The following is a 24868-nucleotide window of genomic DNA, read 5'->3' on the forward strand; positions in this document are numbered from 1 at the left end:
CTATGGGGACTGCTGCTGCAAGCAGTAAGCTCAGTCATGTACGTACCCGTGAAGCGACGATCAGACGTGCAATATCTGCTTTGTTGGGCGGGTTAAATACGATTGGCCTTCTGGTGCTGGTGTTGATTTTTGCAATGCCGTTCTTTTGGATGCTCTCCACATCGCTGAAGACGTTGTCCGAGACAATGGTATTCCCGCCGCAGTGGATTCCGGTCGATCCGGTCTGGGAGAATTATTCGAAAGCGTGGAACACGGGACCTTTCCTGAACTATTTCACGAACAGCGTCATCATTGCGGTCGGCATTCTGATCCTGCAGATGATGACGATCATTCCGGCGGCGTATGCTTTTGCCAGATATAAGTTCGTCGGTTCGGGTTTCCTGTTCGGCATCGTTATGGTGACACTGATGATTCCGGCTCAGCTGATCTTCCTGCCTGTATACCTGGAGCTGAGTGCATTCAAGCTGCTCAATACGCATCTTGGCTTGATCCTGCCCTTCGCGTCCAGCGCCTTCGGCATCTTCCTGCTGCGGCAGGCATTCATGCAAATCTCCGATGAGCTGATCGAAGCGGCGCGACTGGATCAGGCTGCCGAATGGAAGGTCATCGTGCAGATCATGGTGCCGCTCGTGAAGCCAGTGCTGGTGACGTTCGCCTTGTTCAGCTTTATTGCGCACTGGAATGACTACTTCTGGCCGCTTGTGATGACGACTAACGAAACAGCAAGAACGCTGCCGCTTGGCATCGCCAAGATTCGAGAAGTGGAAGGCGTTGCGACGTGGAATATTCTGATGGCCGGCAACGTGATTCTTGTCGTGCCGATCCTCATCGTATTCTTCTTATCGCAGCGGCAGATTATCAAGGCCTTCGTGTATAACGGCGTCAAATAAAATAGGAATGATGGGAAGGATGAAGTGACGATGGTAAGAATTGTGGCACACCGCGGATGTTCAGGAGAGGCACCGGAGAATACGATGGCAGCATTCGAGCTGGCACTAAGCGAGCCGGCTATTCCGATGATTGAGCTGGATGTGCATTTGTCCAAGGACGGCGTCCCTGTTGTCATTCACGATCATACGCTGGACCGTACTACGAGCGGGACAGGTCCTGTCAAAGCCTATACGCTGGAAGAGCTGCGCCGATTCGATGCGGGGAGCAAGTTTGATCCTGCTTTTGCGGGACAGGGGATTCCGACGCTTGAGGAAGTACTGCTGCTTGCCAAAGGCTGCTGCAAGCTGCATGTGGAGCTGAAGATGCTGGCCAATGAATACGAGGGCATCGAGGAGCGGGTGATCTCGCTGATTCAGCGGCATGGCATGCAGGAGGAAGTCGTGCTCTCCTCCTTCAATCATGATTCCATGAAGCGGGCGCATGAGATCGATCCGTCGATCCCGACGGCTCTGATCTTCCTCGGCAAGCCGACGCTGCTTGCGGAGCAGCTTCGTTATACAGGCGCAACCGGCCTGTCGGTACATTACGGCTTCGTTACGCAAGAGCTGGTGGACGAGATGACGACGCTCGGCATGGATCTGGGTGTCTGGACGGTGGATGACTCGGAAGTTCTGGCGCGGATTATCGAGGCGTATCCGAATATTCGGATTACAACGAATTATCCGGATCGCGTGCTGCGCATTGTGCGTGGCGATGTCGTTAAAGCTTAGTTTGATGTGAAAGACACGGAGGAGTTCTCCGTGTCTTTTTCAGTTGCAGAGAAACCAACGGTACGTCGCCACGAAGCTTGAGGGGGGATCCTTACCAACTGCATTCAAAAATTGTAACGGTTGTGAGCGTGGTTATTTTGCATGAAAAGGCTGTTTCTATCCGCTAACGGTTGCCAGAGAGCTAAAGTGGCCATTTCCGAGTCGAAATCGACCACTTTACAGGAAATAAGTTCTGTCACAACCGTTAGCGGTTGAAAAGCGGATTTTTTCATGAAATAAGTACGCTGACAACCGTTAGCGTTTGTTCTTTTGCCCGGATGGTTTGATTATGAACAAGGGAACGGCCCGCCGTCGTAACTTCTCGGCCCGTCTTGAAAGACACGGAATATCGTTCCGTGTCTTTTTGGCGTTTGCGAGTTAATGCTGCTCTCCTGCGCCAAACCAATAACCGTCAAGAAGAAGGAACTGGAGTTCTCGGAGTTCTCGAAGAATTGGCAGATGGAGCTTTTGTTGCAGAATATCCCCGTTTCGGGAGGTTTTTTTTTTGAGAGGGACGTTTAACAGGGAAATGATAATTTTTCGACAAGAAATCACTAGTAATGTCGAATTATACGATATAATAGTTTTAACAAATGTACTAGCGCAGCATCTTAGTCTACATTCATAGAGATGCTTGTATATAAGGCGATATGAAAGGTCGTGATAGCGTCCGAGTTGCTGGCAACAAGCCAGTAATACTGTTTCGTGAATCGTTTCAAACAAACTATTAATTGAGGTGTACTTTGTGAGTAGAACATTATCAAAATCCGTCATTATGATCATTTGTTTTACGCTTGTTTTTGGTGTGTTTTTACAGCAAAAGCAAATCGTTTCCGCCGCATCGACAGGTGCTCTGACCAGTGCTGTTCCAAATGAGCCCATCTCAGGAGCTGCGTACGGGAATGGGGTCTACGTTGCTGTAGGCTATTACGGCAAAATCCTAACGTCTGCGAACGGGCTTGATTGGCAGATTGCCGCGGATAAAACGAGACTAGACATCACCTACACAGGTGTTGCTTTTGGTAATAATGTGTTCGTTGCAGTCGGATACGACGGGACGGTGATGACGTCATCGGACGGTGCAGTTTGGACGCAGCGAGATTCTACGGTTACGAGCAGGATTGCTAAAGTTGCTTTCGTTCCACTGACGAATCAATTTTATGCCGTTACCAGCGGAGGAACGCTGCTTTCTTCACTCGATGGCGTTACGTGGACCTCGTCTTCTGTTGAGACGAGCAATGATCTTACCTCCATCGCAGCCAGTGCGAGTACGATCGTAATCGGTGATTCCGGCGGGTACATACATACTTCCACTAATGGAACCAGTTGGTCGCATAAGAAGCTGGATAATTCGTTCTTTATCAACTCCGTCCTCTGTCTGAATGATCGTTTCTATGTAAACGATCCCTTGGGAGGGACTTATACGTTTATTAACCCTTCTGACGCAGATAGCTGGTCCAATTTGGGCACTCCTATTGGCAGCGCATCTTTTCAAGTTTTCGGCGGCCTCTATGATGGCGACACGTATTATTTGTTCGGATACGATGGGGAGTCGTATGGTGGAGTCTTTACGTCTTCAAACGGCACAGCCTTCACGAAGGAAGCTGTAAAAACCACTACGATGACCGCGCAAAATGGGTTCTATGCAAATGGGGTCTACATGCAGCTTGGCAACGACGGCATCGTGGTGAAAACCAAAGTAACCACTTGGGATTACGCCTACGGCGGCGTGGTGTCCGGCGTTCAATACAACGGTACGCACTACATCGCTGTCGGGAAACATGGCAACGACGGATTTATTAAATATTCGACCGATTACGTGAATTGGACCTCTGTTGCTTTGCCGCAGCGTGTTCCTGCACTGACGGCTATTACCTCCGGAATGGGGAAATACGTGGCGGTAAGCGACTCTCGGGGCAGTGTTCTCTTATCCAGTAACGGAACGACTTGGACTGTAAACCCCACGCCTGTTTCGAGGTACGGCTTCACATCAGTCACCTTCGCAAATGCCGTATTCGTGGCAGTCGATAAGATTGGATCTATTTATAGGTCGACGGACATTGGGGAAAGCTGGACATTGGTTAAATCCGATTCCAACTATAATGCGTTACGGTTTGTTACTGGTTTAGGTGGATTTAATGCTGGCGGAGATTCAGGCTACCTTACGTCTTCAGATAGCGGTGCTACTTGGACAAGCGTTCAGTCTGTACCCACAGCAACGACTTTTGATAAGAATAGTTCTAATTCAACGGATATTTCGATTTCGTTTACAGGTACTTTGAAGAAAATCACCATCAGCAATTATGGCAGCGATTTAATTGAAGGTATCGATTATAGCATTTCAGGCACTACGGCTACGATAAAAAAGTCATTTCTGGCCAAACTGCCTTTCGGGTGGCAAGTCATTGCCATGCACGAAAGCAGCGGCAGCCCATTCAATAGGATGGCCGTCAATGTAGTGAACACAGCTCCTTCGCTATCGCAGGTTGCGGGGGTACAGCTTCTTTCGGATGGAAAAGCATCTTGGAGCAACGTGGCAGGGGCGTCTAGCTATGAAGTGCAACTGTATCGTAACGGCTCCATCTGGGGCAGCGCAGTCTCGGCAGCCGCCGGCAGCACGAGTGCAAATATCCTAGCCGCTATGCGCGCTGCAGGACCGGGCAGTTATACGGTCAAAGTCAAAGCGATCGGGGACACTGTGAATTACCAAGACGGTTCCCAATCGGCAGCTTCCGGCGCAGTCACGATTTATAAAACACCGACAGAGGATGGAACGGCTAATAAAGCGGGGACCACTCAGAGAGCGGATTTTAATATCGTTGTGAATGCCCAAAACGGGCCAAAAGCCACAGCGAAAGTTGGCGGCTTGAACGTTTTGCAGTCGGGCACAGATGTAACTGTAGGTAGCGGGAAAGCGACACTTCCGATAGGGATCGCTAAGTTAACGGAAGGCGACAATTCAATTGTGATCTCGTTGAAAGATGCCTCGGGCAACTTTTCCGAAGATTTAACGGTTCATGTAACGAAGGATACGACATCACCAATAGACGCGGTAGAAGATGGAACGGCTGACAAAGCGGGGACCACTCAGACCGCTAACTTCAACATCATCGTGAACGCTGAAACAGGAGCTTCGGTGACGGCGAAAGTTGGGGGGACAAACGTCCTCCAATCCGGAGCAAACGTGGTTGCGGCAAACGGTAAAGCGACATTGCCGGTCGACCTAACGAAACTAGCGGAGGGATCCAACAGCATTGCCATTGTTGTCACGGATCAGGTGGGTAATGTTTCCGGGACTCTGACAGTAAGCGTGACGAAGGATACGATTAGCGCAGCAAATACGGCACTAGCAATTAGTTATGGCGGCAGCGATTCAGCTGCAAGCGTAACGCAAGCGATGACGCTGCCGGTTGTCGGATTGAATGGAACGACCGTATCATGGTCTTCCAATGTTCCGGCAACGATTGGGGCGACAGGATCAGTAACACGTCCTGCATACGGAGCGGGTAATGCGACGGTAACGTTAACTGCGACGATTAGCAAAAGCGGAATAAGCCAGACGAAAACATTTGAGCTAACCGTATTGGAGCAGGCGCCAACGGATGCGCAAGCAGTAGCCGCGGCTAAATCGGCCGTTGAGGTTGGATATGGCGGAAATGATACAGTTTCAAGTGTAACGCAAGCAGTAACACTGCCAACAACAGGGCTGCTTGGTACGACAGTTACGTGGTCGTCCGATGATGCAGCAGTTATCGGAGCGACAGGTGCGGTAACGCGTCCAATCTACGGATTAGGCGACGCGACGGTAACGTTGACCGCGACAATCACTAGAGGTGGAGCGAGCGATACCAAGACGTTCACGCTGACTGTGAAAGAGCTGCCTCAGACGGATGCGCAAGCCGTAACCGCAGCGAAAGCGGCACTGGAAGTTGGTTACGGTAGCGGCGATACGTCTGCAAGTGTAACGCAAGCCGTGACGTTGTCGGCAACAGGGCAGAACGGCGTGACCATTTCGTGGTCATCCGATGATGCAGCAATTGATGCAACAACAGGTGCGGTAACTCGCCGGGTATATGGATCGGGTGATGCGACAGTAACGCTGACTGCGACGATTAAGAAGAATGCAGCAAACGAAACGAAGACGTTCACGCTGACGGTGCCGCAGCTGGCACAAACGGATACGCAGGCGGTAACCGCAGCGAAAGCGGCACTGGAAGTTGGTTACGGCAGCGGCGATACGTCTGCAAACGTAACGCAAGCCGTGACGTTGTCGGTAACAGGGCAGAACGGCGTGACCATTTCTTGGTCATCCGATGATGCAGCAATTGATGCAACAACAGGTGCGGTAACTCGCCCGGTATATGGATCGGGTGATTCATCGGTAACGTTGACTGCGACGATTAAGAAGAATGCAGCAAGCGAAACGAAGACGTTCACGCTGACGGTGCCGCAGCTGGCACAGACGGATGCGCAGGCGGTAACCGCAGCGAAGACGGCACTGGAAGTTGGTTACGGTAGCGGCGATACGTCTGCAAGCGTAACGCAAGCCGTGACGTTGTCGGCAACAGGGCAGAACGGCGTGACCATTTCGTGGTCATCCGATCATGCAGCCATCAACGCAACAACCGGAGCAGTTACTCGTCCGGCATACGGATCGGGCGATGCAACGGTAACGTTGACCGCGACGATCACGAAGAATGCAGTAACTGAGACCAAGACCTTTACGCTGACCGTGCCAGAGCTGGCCCAAACGGACTTGGAAGCCGTAACGGAAGCGAAGACGGCGCTGGTAGTTGGTTACGGCAGCGGCGAAACGGCTGCAAGTGTAACGCAAGCCGTGACGCTAGCGGCAACAGGATTGAAAGGAACAACAGTCACATGGTCGTCCGATCATGCAGCGATTGATGCAACGACAGGAGCAGTAACGCGTCCGGCATACGGATCGGGCGATGCGACAGTAACGCTTACCGCGTCGATCAAGAAGAATGCAGTAACTGAGTCTAAGACGTTCACGCTGACTGTACCAAAGTTGGCCCAAACGGACTTGGAAGCCGTAACGGAAGCGAAGACGGCGCTGGTAGTTGGTTACGGTAGCGGCGAAACGGCTGCAAGTGTAACGCAAGCCGTAACGCTAGCGGCATTAGGGCTGAACGGAACGACAGTCACATGGTCGTCCGATAATGCAGCAATTGATGAATCAACTGGTGCGGTAACACGTCCGGTTTACGGATCGGGCGATGCGATAGTAACGCTTACTGCGTCGATCAAGAAGAATGCAGTAACCGAGTCCAAGACGTTCACGCTGACGGTACCAAAGTTGGCTCAAACGGACTTGGAAGCTGTAACCGAAGCGAAGACGGCGCTGGTAGTTGGTTACGGCAGCGGCGAAACGGCTGCAGGTGTAACGCAAGCCGTGACGCTAGCGGCAACAGGACTGAACGGAACGACAGTCACATGGTCATCCGATAATGCAGCAATTGATGAAGCAACAGGTGCGGTAACCCGTCCGGCATACGGATCGGGCGATGCGACAGTAACGCTTACTGCGACGATCACCAAAGGCACAGCAAGCGAGACCAAGACGTTCACACTAACCGTAGTGGAGCTTGTACAGACGGATGCGCAAGCAGTATCCGCAGCGAAATCCGCACTGGCAATCACATACGGTGCCGGAGATACAGTTACAAACGTAACGCAAGCAGTAACACTGCCAGCATCAGGACTGAACGGAACGACAGTCACATGGTCGTCCGATAATGCAGCCATCAACGCAACGACAGGTACGGTAACACGTCCAACTTACGGATCGGGCAACGCAACGGTAACGTTGACTGCGACGATCACGAAAGGCACAGCAAGCGAGACCAAGACGTTCACGCTGACTGTAACGGAACTGACTCAAACGGATGCGCAAGCGGTATCCGCAGCAAAATCCGCACTGGCAATCACGTACGGTGCCGGAGATACAGTTACAAACGTAACGCAAGCAGTAACACTGCCAGCATCAGGGCTGAACGGAACGACAGTCACATGGTCGTCCGATAATGCAGCCATCAACGCAACGACAGGTGCGGTAACGCGTCCGGCATACGGATCGGGCAATGCAACGGTAACGTTGACCGCGACGATCACGAAAGGCACAGCAAGCGAGACCAAGACGTTCACGCTGACTGTAACGGAACTGACTCAAACGGATGCGCAAGCAGTATCCGCAGCGAAATCCGCACTGGCAATCACATACGGTGCCGGAGATACAGTTACAAACGTAACGCAAGCAGTAACACTGCCAGCATCAGGACTGAACGGAACGACAGTCACATGGTCGTCCGATAATGCAGCCATCAACGCAACGACAGGTGCGGTAACCCGTCCAACTTACGGATCGGGCAACGCAACGGTAACGTTGACGGCGACGATCACAAAAGGCACAGCAAGCGAGACCAAGACGTTCACGCTGACTGTAATCGAGCTGGACAATGTAACGCCGCCAGACACAACGCCACCGGCAGCACCGACAGTGAACGCAGTGGACAGCGATGACCTTGTCATCACAGGCACAGCGGAAGCGGGTTCAACGGTAACGGTAAAAGCAGGCGGAACAACGCTGGGATCGGCAGTAGCAACAGGAGGCACGTTCTCGATCACGCTGACGGCAGCTCTACCTACAGCTACAGAGCTTGAGGTAACGGCAACGGATGCAGCAAACAATGTAAGTCCAGCAACACTAATTACGGTAACAGAGGCAACCGTTGTAACACCGCCGGACGTAACACCACCGGCAGCACCGACAGTGAACGCAGTGGACAGCGATGACCTTGTCATCACAGGCACAGCGGAAGCAGGTTCAACGGTAACGGTAAAAGCAGGCGGAACAACGCTGGGATCGGCAGTAGCAACAGGAGGCGCGTTCTCGATCACGCTGACGGCAGCTCTACCTACAGCGACAGAGCTTGAGGTAACGGCAACGGATGCAGCAAACAATGTAAGCACGGCTGCACGTGTAACTGTAACTGCAGCACCAACTGTTACACCGCCGACAACACCAAGGGACACTACAGTGATTTCGACAGATGGTACACTAACGCTTTCTGTCGGCCAATCAGGGAAGGTTAGCTTTGGAGACTCGGTTACGATCGAGATACCGGCAGGTGCAATAAACACGAACTTGAAATTAACGATAGAGAAAGTGTTGGATACTCAACATTTACTATCGGATAAAGATGTTCTAGTCAGCCCAGTCTTCGAGATTCTGAAGAATTTCACGGAGAACTTCAGTAAATCCATCACGCTGACGTTTGCTTTTGATCCGACCAAATTGAGTGGCGATGAGAAAGTAGCGGTCTTCTATTATGACGAAGTGAAGAAGGAATGGGTCAAAGTTGGCGGTGTCCAAATCAACGCAAACCACATCTCCGTAGAGGTCAATCACTTTACGAAATATGCGGTAATGGTTGTTAATCAGAAACCAACGGATCCAACGCCAGCAATTAAATTCAGCGATATCTCCGGACATTGGGCTGAAGCTAATATCAAGAAGGCGGTAACCAGCGGAATCGTTAACGGTTACCAAGACGGTACATTCAAGCCTGGCAAAACCGTCACGCGCGCTGAGTTCGCAGTTATGCTGATGAATGCTTTGAAGCCGCAAGAAGCAGGAGCAAAGCTTACGTTCACAGATCATGCGAAAATCGGAGCTTGGGCTCAGAAAGCTATCGCTCAAGCGGTACAAGCCGCTATTATTACAGGTTATGCAGACGGCAGCTTCCGCCCGGATGCACAAATATCTCGCGCTGAGATGGCAGCGATGATCGCGAAGGCAATGGGTCAAGCTACTAAAGAAGTGGCGGCAACCGACTTCTCCGATGACAAAGCTATCCCGGCATGGGCAAAAGCCAGCGTTGCGTTTGTGAAGCAAGCAGGCATTGTGCAAGGCAAGGGCAATAACGAATTCGCCCCTGCAGACCATGCAACAAGAGCAGAAGCTGTAACGGTGCTGCTTAACATGCTGGCACAGATGAGCAAGTAAGTAGTGTAATTGATAAAAGGGTCACCTAGCATGCGGCTAATCAAGCTGCTTGCAAGGAGGCCCTTTTTTTATCGATTGTTGCGCGAAAAGCAACATTCCACCTGCGAGCTGCCAGCCTGCTTAAATACGAACCTCAACAACAAACAAACAAGCCCCCGAACCTCTCTACGAAGAGGATCGGGGGCTTGCCTAACATCGGAGGCTTTAAGCCTCCATCTTCTGCGCCGAATACAGCTTGTAATACCGGCCGCGCCGCGCGAGCAGCTCGTCATGCGAGCCGCTTTCGGCGATGCCTTTGTCAGCAACGTACATGATGCGGTCGCAGTTCTTCACCGTAGAGAGACGGTGCGCGATGATGAACGACGTGCGTCCCTTCAGCAATTCGTTCAACCCCATCTGCACCAGACGCTCGGTCTGCGCATCGATGGACGAAGTTGCCTCATCGAGAATGAGGATGCGCGGGTTCGCCAGCAGCGTGCGAGCGAAGGAGATGAGCTGCCGTTGACCCTGGGAGAGCTTCGAGCCGCGCTCGTTCACCTCGGTCATATAGCCCTTCTCGAACTCGCGGATAAATTCATCCGCGCAGACGGCCTTGGCAGCAGCGATAACTTCTTCCTCGGTAGCATCGAGCTTGCCGTAGCGGATATTATCCAGAATCGTGCCGGAGAAGATGAAGCTGTCCTGCAGCATAATCCCCATCTGACTGCGCAGCGATTTAAGCTTGATTTGCGCAATATCATGACCGTCAATGCGAATCTGTCCGCCTGTGATGTTGTAGAAACGCGAGATCAGATTGACTACTGTCGTCTTGCCTGCACCTGTCGGACCGACGAGCGCGATGCTTTCGCCTGCTTTGACATCGAACGAAAGGTTCCGCAGAATGTCATGTCCCGGTTCGTAAGCGAAGGTTACGTCATCGAAGGTCACCCTCCCTTGAATAGGCGGCAATTCCTTCGCATCCTTGACGTCGCTGACGGTCACCGGCTCATCCAATGTCTCGAAGATACGCTCCAAGTAGGCGACGGAGTTGATGAAGCTGTTGTACAAGTTCGAGATATTCAGGATCGGCTGCCAGAAGCGCGACGCGTAGCTGCTCATCGCGAGGATGACGCCGAACGTTACCTCTTCCGGTCCGAGTGCCAGCAGACCTACGAAGTAGATCGCTGTAGTTACCGTCGTCGCCAGGTTATCGACCGAGAACGGAACCAGGAAGTTGAGATACATCGTTCTCATCCATGCACTGCGGTAGTTGGTGGACAGCCGTGTGAAGATGCCTTCATTATGCTGCTCACGAGTGAAGATTTGGGTGACGCGAATGCCGCTGATGCTCTCTTGCAAGTAAGCATTCAAGTTGGAGCTTTTGTTCGATACCGATTGCCATGCACGGCGCTGCTTGGTCTTGATCAGCATGATGATGCCAAGGAAGACAGGCAGACCGCCCAGAATGACAAAAGACAGCTTTACATCAACAGCGAACATAAAGATGGCAATGAAGAGCAGATTCATAATTTCTAGGATTAAGTTGATGATCCCGTTGGATAGCACATCCGACACGGAGTTGACGTAGTTGACGACCCGTATGAGAATCTTGCCCTGCGGGCGATCGTCATAATATTGGAACGGCAGCTCTTGCAAGTGCTTGAACAAGTCCGTTCGGATATCGAAGATGATATCCTGCCCGACGCTCGTCATCATACGCGAGCGAATCGTGGCCAAGATAACGCTGACGACGATGGTGGCCAGTGTAAGCAGCGACCAGAAGACAAGCCCTTGATGATCCTTAGCCGGAATCGTGACGTCGACGACATGCTGCATAATGAGAGGCGCGGAGAGCGCGATACCGGCTGACAAAGCGCTAAGCACAAACGCGATAATCATCGGCTTCTGCTGCCTTCTAATGTAGACCAGCGCCCGCCGGAAATGTCGGATATTAAACGGTGACTCCAAATTCTCGTCGATATCGAACTTATTTCTAGCCATGAGCGATCGCCCCCCTTCCGATGCCTTCGATCTGCAGCTTGAATACGTCGTAATAGTAACCGCGCTTAGCTAGAAGCTCGGCGTGCGTGCCTTCTTCAATGACACGTCCATTGTCCAAAATAAGAATGCGGTCAGCCTGCGACGTCGTGGATACCCGCTGAGCGATGATAATCTTCGTACATGGGAAGTCCAGCTCGCGCAGACTCTTCTGAATATGCTCTTCCGTCTCTAAATCGACTGCGGATGTCGTATCGTCGAGAATCAGAATCGGAGGCTGTACGGCCAAAGCCCGAGCCAAGGCGATACGCTGCTTCTGACCGCCGGACAATCCGACGCCGCGTTCACCGACGACGGTATTGTAGCCTTCCGGCATTTTGCGAATGAAATCTTGGGCAGCTGCAAGCTCGGCGAACTTGAAGACATCCTCTTCCGGTATATCCGGATTGCTGTAGGCAATGTTGCCGTCGATCGTATCGGAGAACAGCAGGACATCCTGTGTTGCGATGCCGATATTGCCGCGCAGCTCGTCGAGCTCAAGCTTACGCACATCCTTGCCGTCCACCAAGACGCGGCCTTTCGTAATGTCATAGAAGCGTGGGATGAGGTTGATTAGCGTCGTTTTCCCGGATCCCGTCGCACCCATGATGGCGATTGTCTCACCGGGCTCAATCGTGAAGTTAATGTCTTCCAGCACCGTCACGCTGTCATACTTAAAGCTCACATGCTCGAACTGAATGCGGCCGTTATAACGCCGCTTAACTGTGCCGCTGTTGTGATTGTTGACGATTTCCGGATGCGCGTAATAGACTTCAATGATCTTGGTAAGGCTCGCGAAGAAACGCTGAATATCATTGATAATGATGCCAATGCTGCGCATCGGGTTGGATAGTCCCCATACGAGCGCGGAGAAAGCCGAGAATTCCCCGAATGTAATCCGTCCGTTCATGACGAACAGACCTCCTGCCAGCATCAGAATAACGCTGAATCCCTGAGAGAAGATCTCCAAGTAGGGGAAATAGTCCAGCCAAACCAAGGCCGCTTTCTTATTGGCCGTAGAATAGTTCACGCTTTTCTCCGTGAATTTGTTGATTTCGAATTCCTCGCGCGCGAACGCTTTGACCACGCGATTACCCGCGATATTTTCCTGAGTCGTCGTATTCAGCTGCGAGAGGCGCTCTCTAAGATCCACATACATCGGACGTACGCGTCTGGCGAATATGAAGGCTACAATCCCAATCGGAGGCGACAGGATGAGCAGCCACCAAGTCAGTTCTGCGTCGATATAGAAGAAATACACCACTGCCGCAATAAATACCGTTAGCGACTCGATGATCGTTTTGATGATCCACGCCAAGGAATGCCGGACCATCTCGAGGTCGCCTGTCATCTTGGTCATGAGATCCCCGGTACGATTGCGATCGTAGTACTTCATGTCCTGGCCTTGGATCTTGTTATACAGGTAGATCCGGACGCGATAAAGCATGTTCTGCGAAGCTCGTTCATACAGCAAGGTCGTACAATAGGCCAGGCTCGTGCGAAGCAAGGAAAACCCGATCATCCCCAAGCAAAGGCCGATCAGCAGCCCTCGTTTGTCCGTCAGATTACTTGCTGCATCATTGCCAGCGATGAAGAGATCGACAATTCGCTGTCCAATGTAAGGATTAATAATGGTGAGCGAGGAACCCACCACCGATAGGCATAATGCGAAAATATAACGCGCTCGATCACCTATCAGATTGTGCCAAAGCCACTTGAATTGAAACATGTGATCACCGACTTCTGTAAGTTTCTGCATTTTGAGGTTCCGAATATCGCCTTACTCCAGTTAGGGCAGTTCTCCGGTCAAAAAACTATGGAAATTATAACACAAATAGTTGGAAATCAAGTGAAAAAATTATTCGTTTTGGGACTCTCTGTCAGTATGTGAGAGATCAGGGAAGCGAATGCATCGGTCATTCTTATGGAAAATTTTAAATAATCGCCAAGGATAATGGAAGAAAATGTCGAATAGGAACAACTTGTCGAGCTTCGCGACTTCTTGTCCGAATGGACGAATGGAACGATGTTGAAACTACGCGCCCGATCTTCCGTAATCCAGATTAAGGAAACGGAAATATGTTGCGATCAAGCCGCGTACATTGGAATGAACCTGGATGGAGGAGCATGGTCGATGGGAACTAAATTCGTGAAGCTGCTGGGTATGATCGTGGTCATCGCGGCTGTGAATATTGCGGTATTTTCGCCCGGCTTTATAGGTACCAAGATCGGAGAGCGTCCGCTCGAGTCGGCTCTCGGAGTCACCTTGCTTCTTGCAAGTGGCATAGCGCTTCTATATGGAAGCTACCTGCTGCTGTTTAAGCAGCAGGAGTCGATTCCGCTCAAGCAGCTTCAAACGCGAGAAGACTTCGAGGAGGCGCTCATGCGGTATCGACGAGTGAAAGTGCTGCAGGAGGATATGGCTTACGCCTTGGATCAGATGGAACGGATGAATAAGCGGCAGGATACGTTGTTGAACGTTCTTGGGCAGCGATTCGATCCGAATGAGCTCAGCTACAAGAAATTCGCTTCTGTGACCCGGGAGGTTGAGAAATTATTTTACCTGAATGTAAGAAGTATCTTGAATCGGCTGCAAATGTTCGACGAATCGGAGCTTCAGCATGCCGGTGGAGGTCGGAAGCCTTCCCGAATATCTCCGGAGCTGCTCCAAGTGAGGGCGGGGATCGTGGGCGAACAGCTGACATTCGTCAAGCAATCGCTGGAGTCGAACGAAGAGATGTTGATTAAGCTGGATAAACTGCTGCTTGAAATTTCGCGCTTGGACAGCTTCGAGCCGAGTGAGATCGATCAGATGCCATGCATGCAAGAGATCGATTCGTTAATCAAGCAGACTAAATATTACAAACAGTGAGAGGTGCGGTTATGTCCAAACAGAGCAAGTTTTTGGTGATATCGATTTTGGTCTTGGGTCTCGTATTCGTCCTCGTCTATTACGGCATTAATCTGACCTCGAACTTAGGGAAGTCCAAAGCGGAAGTCACTTCCGAGAACGCCGGCAAGCAGCTAAGCAATTTGTACGAAGATATTTCCGTCACGACCGCGGAGCCGGTGAAAGGGCAGATCGATCTGGATCCCATCGACGTCGCCGCATCGCTGCCGGACATCTCCAAATTCCCGATTACGGTGAACAGCACGACCAATCAATTCGTAGAGATCTTCTCCTCCACGGAGAAATCGGGAACCGGCGTTGACGGCTGGTTAACCGAAGTCGCAACGGAATTCAACAATGCCGGGATCGAAGTGAATGGCCAGCCCGCCTCTGTGAAAATCCGCAACATCGCCTCTGGGACGGCGACCGATTATATTAAGACCGGTAAATATGTTCCGGACGCGTTCACGCCATCCAATGAGTTATGGGGCAAGATGGCGGAAGCCAGCGGCGTCAAGACGCAGCTTATCGCACCGCGACTCGTCGGCAATGTGCCGGGCATCGTCATTGCTAAAGCCAAGTACGATGCCTTGGTCGATAAATACGGCTCGGTCAACGTCAAAACCGTTACCGAAGCCATTGCGAACAATGAGTTCTCGATGGGGTACACCGATCCTTTTGCCAGCTCGACCGGACTTAACTTTCTCGTAACCGCACTTCATACCTTCGATAATGCCAATAGCTTGAGCGATAAAGCGGTTCAAGGGTTCGAGAAGTTTCAAGCGAACGTGCCGTTCATCGCTTCTACTACCTTGCAGATGCGAGACGCAGCCAAGTCAGGCATGCTGGACGGTTTCGTGCTTGAATATCAGACCTTCGTCAACGCCGCGGAATTGAAGAGCGGCTATGTATTTACGCCGTTCGGTGTTCGACATGACAGTCCGTTGTTCGCTCTGGGGGATCTTCCACAAGAGAAAATCGACATCATCAAGAAATTTGCGGAATTCGTGACCCAAGACAAATACCAACAGATGGCGAAGGACAAAGGATTCAACCAGCTTGAAGAGTACAAATCCGAGCTGGCTGTCATGGACGGCGCAACGCTGACTTCCGCTCAGAAGCTGTGGAAAGAGAAGAAGAACGGAAGCAAACCGATTTCAGCCGTATTCGTTACCGATATTTCCGGAAGTATGGACGGAGAGCCGCTAGCCCGCCTCAAGGAATCGCTGCTTAAAGGGCAGAAGTATCTCGGCCGCGACAACAGCATCGGACTCGTCTCGTACTCCAGCGACGTAACCATCGATGTGCCGATCGGCAAATACGATGCGATTCAACAATCATTGTTCGTGGGAGCCGTGAACAATCTGCAATCCAGCGGCGGAACGGCGACCTTCGATGGCATCATCGTCGCACTCAAGATGCTGCAAGACCAATTGCTTGTTAATCCGAATACGAAGCCTGTTATCTTCGTCCTAAGCGATGGGGAGACGAACGAAGGCCATTCGCTCAACGATATCAAAGAGCTGGTCGAAATCTACAAAGTTCCGATCTACACCATCGGCTACAATGCCAACATCAAAGCGCTTCAAAGCATATCGAGCATTAACGAGGCAGCAAGCATCAACGCCGATACAGATGACGTTGTCTACAAGATCGGCAACCTTCTCAACGTTCAAATGTAAGGGAATGCCCAACCTAAAGGAGGAATTCGATGTCATTCTCGATGGAAGTCGCAAGCCCAGAGCAAATTAAGCAGGTAATCGAGCAAGAGGTGAAGCCGGTCCCCGAAGAGATCGCTAAACTCAAGGAAATCGCAGATAACAACGTATCTACAATCATGGCTTTAGACACGGAATCGCTCGAGAAACGCAAGGAGATTCTCACGTCCATCGACTCATTCGGGCTGAACACGATGAAATCATCCTCAGATAAGAATTCGCTGCTCCAAGTGTCAGTCGGCAATCTCTCCAAGACGGGCGATGACGGCGGGCAGGTTGCCAAAGGATTATCCGAGCTTCACACGCAGCTGAAGGATTTGGACCCGAGTGTCGTGGATTTTGCGAAGACTGGATTTCTGGGCAAGTTATTTAATCCGTTACGCGCTTACTTTCTTAAATATCAGAAGGCCGATGCGGTTATCGCCGACATCGTGGTCTCCTTGGATAAGGGGAAAATGACGCTCAAGAACGATAATACGACACTTGAGATCGAGCAGCAGACGCTTCGCGAGTTGACCAAGAAGCTTCAGAAGGAAATTCAGCTTGGCATGTTGATGGATGAATCCATCGCCACGCAAATCGCTGAAGCGACAGCCCGTAATGAAGATCCCGATAAGATTCGTTTTATTACGGAGGAAGTCTTGTTTCCCTTGCGCCAGCGCGTCATGGACCTGCAGCAGATGCTGGTCGTCAATCAACAGGGAATCATGGCCATCGAAGTCGTCATCCGCAACAACAAGGAGCTCATTCGCGGTGTTGATAGAGCGAAGAATGTGACCATATCGGCACTGCGAATTTCCGTTACGGTCGCCAGCGCCCTCTATAATCAGAAGATCGTATTGAAAAAGATCGAACTGCTGAACCAAACGACCAACGAGTTAATCGCAGGCACTTCCCGCATGTTGAAGGAGCAGGGAGCAGAGATTCACAAGCAGGCGCTTAATGCGAGCATCTCCGTAGACACGCTGAAGCAAGCATTCACGGATGTCCTTGCTGCGCTGGATTCGATCAGCACGTACAAGAAGGAAGCTCTCCCCAAAATGCGCGAAACGATCGGTCAATTCCGTGATCTGGCAGACGAAGGCGAGAAGCAGATTCAGCGGCTGGAGAAAGGGCAGAAGCTCGGGATTTAATACAAAAGAAGAGGCTATCCTCAAGGTCGAGTTTGCGACTGGAGGATGAGCCTCTTCTTTGTTTGCGTGTGCTATAGATACTCCTGTTCCAAATCCTCTTCCGACCCGGTGTATACGGAGATGAGGACGATGCTGATACCATCGCTGACATTGGTTACTCTATGGGGAGTGGAGGCGTTCCAGCTGAAGGAGTCGCCTGCTTCCAGAACGGCTGAATCCTCGCCTTGCTCGGCAATGATTTTCCCTTGGATCACGAGATGAGACTCCTCGCCTTTATGGGCATGGGGGGCTGCTCCCGTAGAGGCGCCGGGCGGAAGCTCAACAAGCATCATTCGCATCCCTCTAGTCGAACTTAGGTGCTCGACCTTCAGCTTCTCTATGCCGCTTGTCGTTACGTTGCGGTCATCTTTGCGGACGATCGTCATGCGTTCGTCCTTCTTCATGAGCAAATAAGTTAAAGGTACGCTCAGCGCCGAAGCGATGTTATCCAGCGTTGATATCGAAGGAGACGTTTTATTCGTTTCGACTTGGCTCATGAAGCCTTGCGACAAACCGGTTTCTTCACAGATTTGGGCGATCGTGATGTTCTTGCGTTTGCGTATTGCGCGAATGGTGGAACCGATGTCCATCAGAATCACCTGCCTATAAATATTAGTAATACCGAATATAATTACATATTATCAATAAATTCATTGACATACTAGTGGAGTGGAGTTATATTAGCCATATAAAAATTAATTCTTTATTACTAATATTTTAGCGAGCTTGATTGGGAGGTTGTTTGAAGTGAACGCAGCTTACGAATATGATATCCATCTACCGCCTAACAGCGATTCAAGCAAGAAATACCCGGCTATCTTCACCCTTCACGGTAAGGGCTCCAATGAACGGAACATGCATGGCCTGGTGGCTCCATTGTCGGGTGATTTTATTATCATCAACATTCGGGGAGACCTTCGTTTAGGCGCAGGCTACCAATATTACGAGCTGAAGGGATTGGGCAATCCGATTCGCGAAAGCTTCGACCGTGCGGTTCAGCAGCTAGAAGCGTTCATCGACTACGCGACAGAGAAGTATCCGATTGACCCTGCGGGGCGATACTTGCTTGGCTTTAGCCAAGGCGCGATTCTATCCATGACGCTTGCGCTGACAATGGGTAAGCAATTGAAAGGAATCGTAGCCTTGAACGGTTATGTTCCGGAGTTCGTGAAGACGGAATACGAGCTGCAGTCTGTAGATCAAGTGTCCGTGTTCATCTCGCATGGTGAGTTTGATTCCATATTCCCGGTTCAGATCGGGAAGGACAACGCGGCGTATTTTCAACAAGTAACGCCGAACTGCACGTTCAAGATCTATCCGACGGATCATGGCGTATCGGAAGAGAATCAACGAGACTTCGTCAACTGGTTTCAAGCGGAAGCCGGACGATAAGCGAAACGAAACGAAGGAGTGAACAACCATTATGTTGCCATCTTATTTCATTGCTCATGGAGCACCGTCACTTGTACTCGAACAGCATGACTACACAGAGTTTCTGAAGCAGTTTGCCTCTACGCTGCCAGCCAAACCAAGAGCTATCGTCATTTTCTCGGCGCATTGGGAGAACAGAACGCAAACGGTCAGCACCGTGGATACGTACTCCACTATCTATGATTTTTCCGGTTTTCAAGATGAACTATACCAGGTGACTTACCCTGCTAATGGCGATCTTGCGATCAGTGAGGAAATTGGGCAGCTATTCGAGAAGAATGGCATTCCGAGCGTCATGGATTCGGAGAGAGGGCTTGATCATGGAGCTTGGGCTGTGCTGAAACTGATGTATCCTGCCGCGGATATTCCGGTAATTGCCTTGTCCGTCAACCGTTATCTGTCGAATGAGCAGCAATATCAAATCGGGAAAGCTTTGGCAGCGCTGCGGGAGCAAGACATTCTAGTCCTTGGCAGTGGTGGTATCGTTCATAATTTGCGGATGTTGAATTGGCGCGGAGGAAATACCCCGGAGGAATGGGCACTCTCCTTCGACAAGTGGATTCAAGATAAGCTGGAGAACTGGGACCTAGAAGCGTTGTTCAATTATGAAGAGCGGGCACCATACGCCAAAGAAGCGGTTCCGACGAATGAACATTTCATTCCGCTGCTTCTTGCCATGGGAGCCGGCGATAGCAACCGACAAGCGAAGCTTCTGCATCGCAGTTACCAGCTGGGCACGTTAAGCTTGAACTGCTGGGAATTCAATTGAAATAAACCTCTGCATATGGCATATGCAGAGGTTTTTTGTATCCATAATGTAGGATTACGTGTAAACACAATGGGGTAATAGGGATTGTTGCCAACATTGGTTGTACAATGCCAATATCCTAAAATCACCTTTCACAAGGAGGGGCTACCATGCAAATGATCGTTGAGTGCGAGGAAGTCGAAACGGACAAGTATATTTCCAGAATCGGTGATCATGAAGAGCAAGCCAACTATGTGAACAAGGGCTTCTGGTCCAAAGTGAAGAAATATGCGGCCAAAGTTCCATTCTCCCACGAAGCCGTATCGATGTATTATTGCGCGATGGACCCGGCTACACCGACGGCCGCGAAAGTGACAGCAATCGGCGCGCTGGCCTACTTCATACTTCCGATCGACGTCATTCCTGACTTCATTCCCGTCGCAGGTTTCGCGGATGATGGAACAGCGGTATATATCGCCTATAAAGCGATAACCATTCATATCACGGAAGATCATCGTGCGAAGGCTGCGCAGTTTTTTGCGGAATGAGTTGGAGGAGTAACTGTTTACTGTTTACAGCGTAGTTCCGCTATTGGCTATTGAGTTTTAACGGTTGTCAGCGTGGCTATTTCATGAAAAGAACAGCTTCTAAAATTCTAACGGTTGCGAGCAGCGTTATTCACATCATAATGGTTGATTTCTTTCAGATATTGTCCAAATAAGCTCGCTCACAACCGTAAGAAAATAAAAACAGGTTTTTTAGACCAAATAACGACTCTCACAACCGTTACAGGTTGGGGGCTGCCTACAGCCTCTTCGGCGCCATCAACGTAATCGTAGTCCCTTCCCCCTGGGCAGAGACCACCTCAAGTTGTCCGGCAATACCGCGAGCACGTTCTTCCATGCTGAAGAGTCCGACGCCCTGTCGGTTCATATTGGGATTAAACCCTCTCCCATGATCCATAATTCGAATATAAACATGCTCCTCCGACTCCGACACATCAACTGCCGCATCGGACACCGCCGCATATTTGGCCACGTTAGTCAGCGCTTCCTGCACAATTCGATATAGGGCGGTCTCGGTGCGAGGGTCCAGACGAGTGCGCAGCGAGCAGGTGAATTGTACACGGATATCGTAATGTTGCTTGTAATTTTCGATATACGTGCGCAGCGCAGGGATAACGCCCAAGTCATCGAGCACAGAAGGGCGCAAATCCCACGCGAGGCTGCGCACTTCTTCAATAATTGTCGAGACCGATTGACGAATCGTCGACAACTTGGATTGATCAATTAGCTGTTCCCCAATCAACTGATCCAACTGAATCACAAGCCCGAACAAGCTTTGCCCAATGCCGTCATGCAGCTCCCGCGAGAAACGCTGCCGCTCCGTCTCCTGAATGTGCATCACGCGCTTCATCATTTCCTGAAGCTCCTCTTCGACCTTCTTCAGCTGCGTAACCTCGTTGCGAATGGCCAAATATTGATAGGGAAGCCCGTCGTTATCAAGAAAGGGCATGATGGTCGTGTTCACCCAATAAATACTGCCGTCCTTTGCCCGATTTCGAATCTCTCCGCGCCACACCCGGCCGGATTGTATGGTCTGCCATAACTCCTCGAAGAACGCTTTGCCGTGGAACCCCGAGTTAATAATGCGGTGATCCTTGCCGATCAATTCGTCGCGTGTATACTGGGAAATTTCACAGAACTTGTCGTTCACATATTGAATAATCCCGTGATGATCGGTAACGACGACAATGGAGGATTCATCGAGTGCCAGCTTCACGTCAGTCAGTTGCTTCAGCATTTGATGCAAATCTTCACGGAACGCGGGCTCGGTAATATAATCATCGAGGCGCGCCAGAAGAGAATTCACCTTTTGCCCGATCACCTCCGGATACGAGCGCCTGCTATTCATAGCATAACAGTCCTCTCTCCACGGCGTAGCGAACCAAGTCCGGCCGCGTGCGCAGTCCGAGCTTGTCCATCAGGTTGCTTTTGTGCGTTTCGATGGTTTTGACACTGATCACGAGCTGTTCGGCGAGCTCTTTGTTCGAGTAGCCCTTGGCAATCCCGACTAACACTTCCTGCTCACGGTCGGACAACGAAGCATAGCTCCCCGTATTTTCGCCTTGCCGCAGCTTCTCCAAGTACTCATTCATGAGACGTTTCGTAGCGGTCGGATATAAGTAGGCGTTCCCATCGGCAATCGTCTGGATCGCGGTAATTAACTCTTCGTATGGAGCGCTCTTCAAAATATAACCGGAGGCGCCGGCATGAATCGCACGGAATAAATATTCGCCATCGTCATGCATCGTAAGAATAAGGACATAGGCATCCGGCAGCAGCGCCTTCAACTCTCTTGTAGCGGTCATTCCGTCTTTGCCGTGAGGCATGCTTAGATCCATTAACACCACATCCGGCTTCAGCTCTTGTGCGAGACGAATGGCTTCGTCCCCTTCTGCTGCATCGCCGACTATACACATGTCATGCTTTCCATCCAGTAGAGACCTCAGCCCCGACCGGACGATAACATGATCGTCTACGATGAATATGCGAATCATAAGAGGTTCCTCCCTCTGGCTTTCTCTGCCAATCAGACTAATTCTCTCATCTTAACAAGATACCGTCTACAAATGAAGGAGATCCCGGAGCACAGCCCTGAAATTCAGGGTTTTCAAGCCTCTTTATCAGGGAATATCCTGATATACGGTCATGCCGCTTATCGTTAGAATATAGGGGAGTTGCACATGCAGGTTTTTTTTCCAACAACGAGGAGAGATCATGATGATCCAAGTCAGCCCTGAACGAAGAAAACAAATCGATTACATAGGCATTACGGAAGAAGATCTTCAACTGCTTCACTCGCAAGCCGGCATCTTTAAGCAAATCACGGAATCCGTCGTGGACGAATTATATGACCGTGTACTCACACAGCCCGAGTTGGTTGAGATTATTAACAAGCACAGCACGGTCGACCGATTGAAGGGGACGCAAATTTGGTATTTCCAAACGATGACGGAAAGCAGAATCGATGAAGAGTTCATCAAGCGCCGCCTGTTCATCGGCAATGTGCACTCCCGGATCGGTTTGACGACGACATGGTACCTCGGTACCTATATGCTGTATCTAGATATCGCAACCAAACATATGAAAGCGGCAGCTCCGGAACAGTGGACAGCCATTATTTTCGCGCTTAGCAAAATGTTTAATTTCGACTCCCAGCTCGTGCTGGAAGCCTATGAAATGGACGAGAAGGCGATTATCCAGGGAATGGCCGATGAAAGACAGCAGATGCTTCAGAAGATCAGCGCGGCTGTGCAAGAGTTAGCGTCGATGATGGTTGAGCTGAGGAGCAGCACGCAATCGGTTGCCGCATCTGCTTCGTTTACTTCGGAGCTCCAAGAGAAGTCGCACAGAAACGTGGAAGTGCTGCAGGGGGAAATCAAAGAGATTCACCTCATGGGCGCCATGATTCGCGAAATATCCGACCAAACCCATCTGCTCGGCTTGAACGCTGCAATAGAAGCGGCACGTGCGGGCGAGAGCGGGCGGGGGTTCGAGGTGGTTGCCAATGAGATCCGTAAGCTGGCCAGTCACTCGAAGGAATCGTTGAAGACCATTCAAGACAAGCTGTCCAATATTGGACAGATCTTAGGTGAAGTACAGGGAGGCAGCGTGAAAACGGTCAAAATCGCACGCGATCAAGCTGCCAGCTCCCAGGAACTAGCCGCTTTCGTTACGATGATCGGCTCTGTAACGGCCGAGCTTGATGCATTGAATCACGCCTAGGGCCAAGGCATGAAAGAAAGCTCGCAATAGTTGCGGCGTGCGCGCAATGCTCTATCGCGCTGCATGAGGAGTGCGAGGTGGTGCAGGGACAATGAATCCTTGTACCGCCTTTTTTTATTGCACGGATGATCTATTAAACTGGAAGCTGGTTCCTTATAATAACAGTATAGTTAAATGCATAGGCATCGGAGAGAAACACGTGAGAACGATTAACCCCAAGATCTTACTGGTCCACAGAGTCATGAATGAGCTTGCGGACAGCTTGCTCAAAGTATTTATCCCCATCTTGATCTACAAAGAGCTGGGCTCGATCGGTTACGCAGCCGCCTACTTGGGCGGCTATTACATTCTTCAGTCCCTGCTCAATATGACGTTAGGACGTTACATGACGTCCAAGCCGATTGTGTTCATTTTGCTCCGGCTTATTCCCGTACTAGCTACACAGTATTTATTGGTAGCGGGACACGGCAGCGTGCTCTTGTATGGCTTGATTGCATCAACAGCCTGCGCCAATGCGTTCTACTGGGTTCCGTTGAACTATCTATTCGCCGCTTCAGCAGGCAAAGCAGTGGGGAAAGCTACGGGACGCTTCCGCGCCGCATCGGTTGCAGGCAAAATCATCGGACCCGGCATAAGCGGCATCGTGCTGACTTATTTCGGCATTGAAGCGGTATCGACGATCGCGATCGCCTTCTTCGTTGTATCGATTGTCGTGCTGCTAGTTTCTTACCTGAGCAAGAGCATGAAGGAAGAAGCTCCCGTGATCCCCCTTCCTATTGCCGAGGCGACGACGTCGGCGGAACAGCCCCAATCGCCAATCGCCGCCATCCGAATTTATCTGGTTTCATCGGTATTGTCTGGCTTCAGCGATACGGCCGACATCTTCTGGTCGTTGTATGTGTTCACCGTCTCCGCAGCTTTCATTGATGTTGGTTTTGTTGCCGTGTTTATTCAATTTGGCGTACTGGCTGCTAATCTAGTGATCGGCAAATTGACGGATGTGCGCAAATGGCTGCTGCCAGCACTCCTGCCATTGCTTGCTTACGCAATCATCTGGATCATAAGGCCGTATGCGATGGCGCCGGTGAGTGTATTTACCTTGTCCGCAGCGGGCGGGTTTCTAGTCCCGTTCTTCACCATTCCGATCTTCGCGAATTTCGTTCAAGAAAGCAAACGAACGCATAACCTGCCCGTATGCCTGGTTTCCCGAGAGGTAGCGCTCAAAGGCGGAGGGGCAATCTCCATAGCAGGGTACTTGGCTACGGGGATGATTGCAATGCCATTCTTCTTAGCAGGAGCTGCTTCGCTGCTGTTGTCCATCCCATTGCTGCGAATCTTTAACAGAATCAAGGCTGTCTAAGTATGGAAGGGAGAATCCG

16 protein-coding genes are annotated in these 24868 nt (G+C 50.8%); 11 read left to right on the forward strand and 5 right to left on the reverse strand.

Annotated features, from left to right (window positions below; translation table 11 throughout):
- Positions 1 to 59 precede the first annotated feature (59 nt).
- From BLW29_RS10400 to BLW29_RS10410, 3 genes are all read left to right on the forward strand, one after another.
- Positions 60 to 890, forward strand: a complete 831-nt coding sequence (locus tag BLW29_RS10400; protein ID WP_371264699.1) for a carbohydrate ABC transporter permease — start codon at positions 60 to 62, stop codon at positions 888 to 890.
- 30 nt (positions 891 to 920) lie between these two features.
- Positions 921 to 1661: a glycerophosphodiester phosphodiesterase gene (locus BLW29_RS10405; protein ID WP_090979038.1), complete on the forward strand. Its 741-nt coding sequence runs from the start codon at positions 921 to 923 to the stop codon at positions 1659 to 1661.
- A gap of 784 nt (positions 1662 to 2445) precedes the next feature.
- A complete protein-coding gene (locus BLW29_RS10410) occupies positions 2446 to 9726 on the forward strand; it encodes an immunoglobulin-like domain-containing protein (protein WP_090979041.1) in 7281 nt (2426 codons plus the stop codon).
- 204 nt (positions 9727 to 9930) lie between these two features.
- Here BLW29_RS10410 and BLW29_RS10415 read toward each other — a convergent pair whose 3' ends face one another.
- Together BLW29_RS10415 and BLW29_RS10420 are read right to left on the reverse strand one after the other, a co-directional pair.
- Complete coding sequence (locus BLW29_RS10415) at positions 9931 to 11706, reverse strand: ABC transporter ATP-binding protein (protein ID WP_090979044.1); 1776 nt, start codon at positions 11704 to 11706, stop codon at positions 9931 to 9933.
- On the reverse strand, positions 11699 to 13501 hold the full coding sequence (locus BLW29_RS10420; protein WP_256208502.1) for an ABC transporter ATP-binding protein: 1803 nt from the start codon (positions 13499 to 13501) through the stop codon (positions 11699 to 11701). The genes BLW29_RS10415 and BLW29_RS10420 overlap by 8 nt, the downstream gene beginning before the upstream one ends.
- Positions 13502 to 13876: 375 nt before the next feature.
- Between BLW29_RS10420 and BLW29_RS10425 the strand changes: the two genes are divergently transcribed.
- From BLW29_RS10425 to BLW29_RS10435, 3 genes are read left to right on the forward strand one after another with little or no spacing between them, the layout of a single operon-like run.
- Entirely contained in the window at positions 13877 to 14614 is a 738-nt protein-coding gene (locus BLW29_RS10425; protein WP_090979047.1) for a hypothetical protein, read from the forward strand.
- Positions 14615 to 14625: 11 nt separating this feature from the next.
- Complete coding sequence (locus BLW29_RS10430; RefSeq protein WP_090979049.1) at positions 14626 to 16314, forward strand: vWA domain-containing protein; 1689 nt, start codon at positions 14626 to 14628, stop codon at positions 16312 to 16314.
- Positions 16315 to 16343: 29 nt separating this feature from the next.
- Entirely contained in the window at positions 16344 to 17483 is a 1140-nt protein-coding gene (locus tag BLW29_RS10435; protein WP_090979052.1) for a toxic anion resistance protein, read from the forward strand.
- 71 nt (positions 17484 to 17554) lie between these two features.
- Here the strand turns inward: BLW29_RS10435 and BLW29_RS10440 are convergent, their stop codons facing one another.
- Positions 17555 to 18112, reverse strand: a complete 558-nt coding sequence (locus BLW29_RS10440; RefSeq protein ID WP_090979053.1) for a helix-turn-helix domain-containing protein — start codon at positions 18110 to 18112, stop codon at positions 17555 to 17557.
- A gap of 157 nt (positions 18113 to 18269) precedes the next feature.
- Here BLW29_RS10440 and BLW29_RS10445 point away from each other — a divergent pair, with 157 nt between their 5' ends.
- From BLW29_RS10445 to BLW29_RS10455, 3 genes are all read left to right on the forward strand, one after another.
- On the forward strand, positions 18270 to 18914 hold the full coding sequence (locus tag BLW29_RS10445; protein WP_090979056.1) for an alpha/beta hydrolase: 645 nt from the start codon (positions 18270 to 18272) through the stop codon (positions 18912 to 18914).
- A gap of 31 nt (positions 18915 to 18945) precedes the next feature.
- Entirely contained in the window at positions 18946 to 19722 is a 777-nt protein-coding gene (locus BLW29_RS10450) for a DODA-type extradiol aromatic ring-opening family dioxygenase (RefSeq protein WP_090979059.1), read from the forward strand.
- A 149-nt stretch (positions 19723 to 19871) separates the two neighbouring features.
- Positions 19872 to 20249 (forward strand): YkvA family protein, encoded by a 378-nt coding sequence (locus BLW29_RS10455; protein ID WP_256208503.1) that lies wholly within the window; start codon positions 19872 to 19874, stop codon positions 20247 to 20249.
- A gap of 256 nt (positions 20250 to 20505) precedes the next feature.
- Here BLW29_RS10455 and BLW29_RS10460 read toward each other — a convergent pair whose 3' ends face one another.
- Complete coding sequence (locus BLW29_RS10460) at positions 20506 to 21615, reverse strand: PAS domain-containing sensor histidine kinase (protein ID WP_090979062.1); 1110 nt, start codon at positions 21613 to 21615, stop codon at positions 20506 to 20508.
- Complete coding sequence (locus BLW29_RS10465) at positions 21608 to 22261, reverse strand: response regulator transcription factor (RefSeq protein ID WP_090979065.1); 654 nt, start codon at positions 22259 to 22261, stop codon at positions 21608 to 21610. Before BLW29_RS10465 ends, BLW29_RS10460 begins: the two co-directional genes overlap by 8 nt.
- 220 nt (positions 22262 to 22481) lie before the next feature.
- On the opposite strand from BLW29_RS10465, the gene BLW29_RS32010 reads away from it, so the two are divergent.
- Both BLW29_RS32010 and BLW29_RS10475 read left to right on the forward strand, forming a co-directional pair.
- Positions 22482 to 23489 (forward strand): globin-coupled sensor protein, encoded by a 1008-nt coding sequence (locus BLW29_RS32010; protein ID WP_371264698.1) that lies wholly within the window; start codon positions 22482 to 22484, stop codon positions 23487 to 23489.
- A 199-nt stretch (positions 23490 to 23688) separates the two neighbouring features.
- Entirely contained in the window at positions 23689 to 24849 is a 1161-nt protein-coding gene (locus BLW29_RS10475; protein WP_177186571.1) for an MFS transporter, read from the forward strand.
- The last annotated feature ends 19 nt before the right edge of the window (positions 24850 to 24868 follow it).

Origin of the sequence: Paenibacillus sp. CF384, from assembly GCF_900106745.1 — a bacterium.
Lineage (GTDB): Bacteria > Bacillota > Bacilli > Paenibacillales > Paenibacillaceae > Paenibacillus_Z.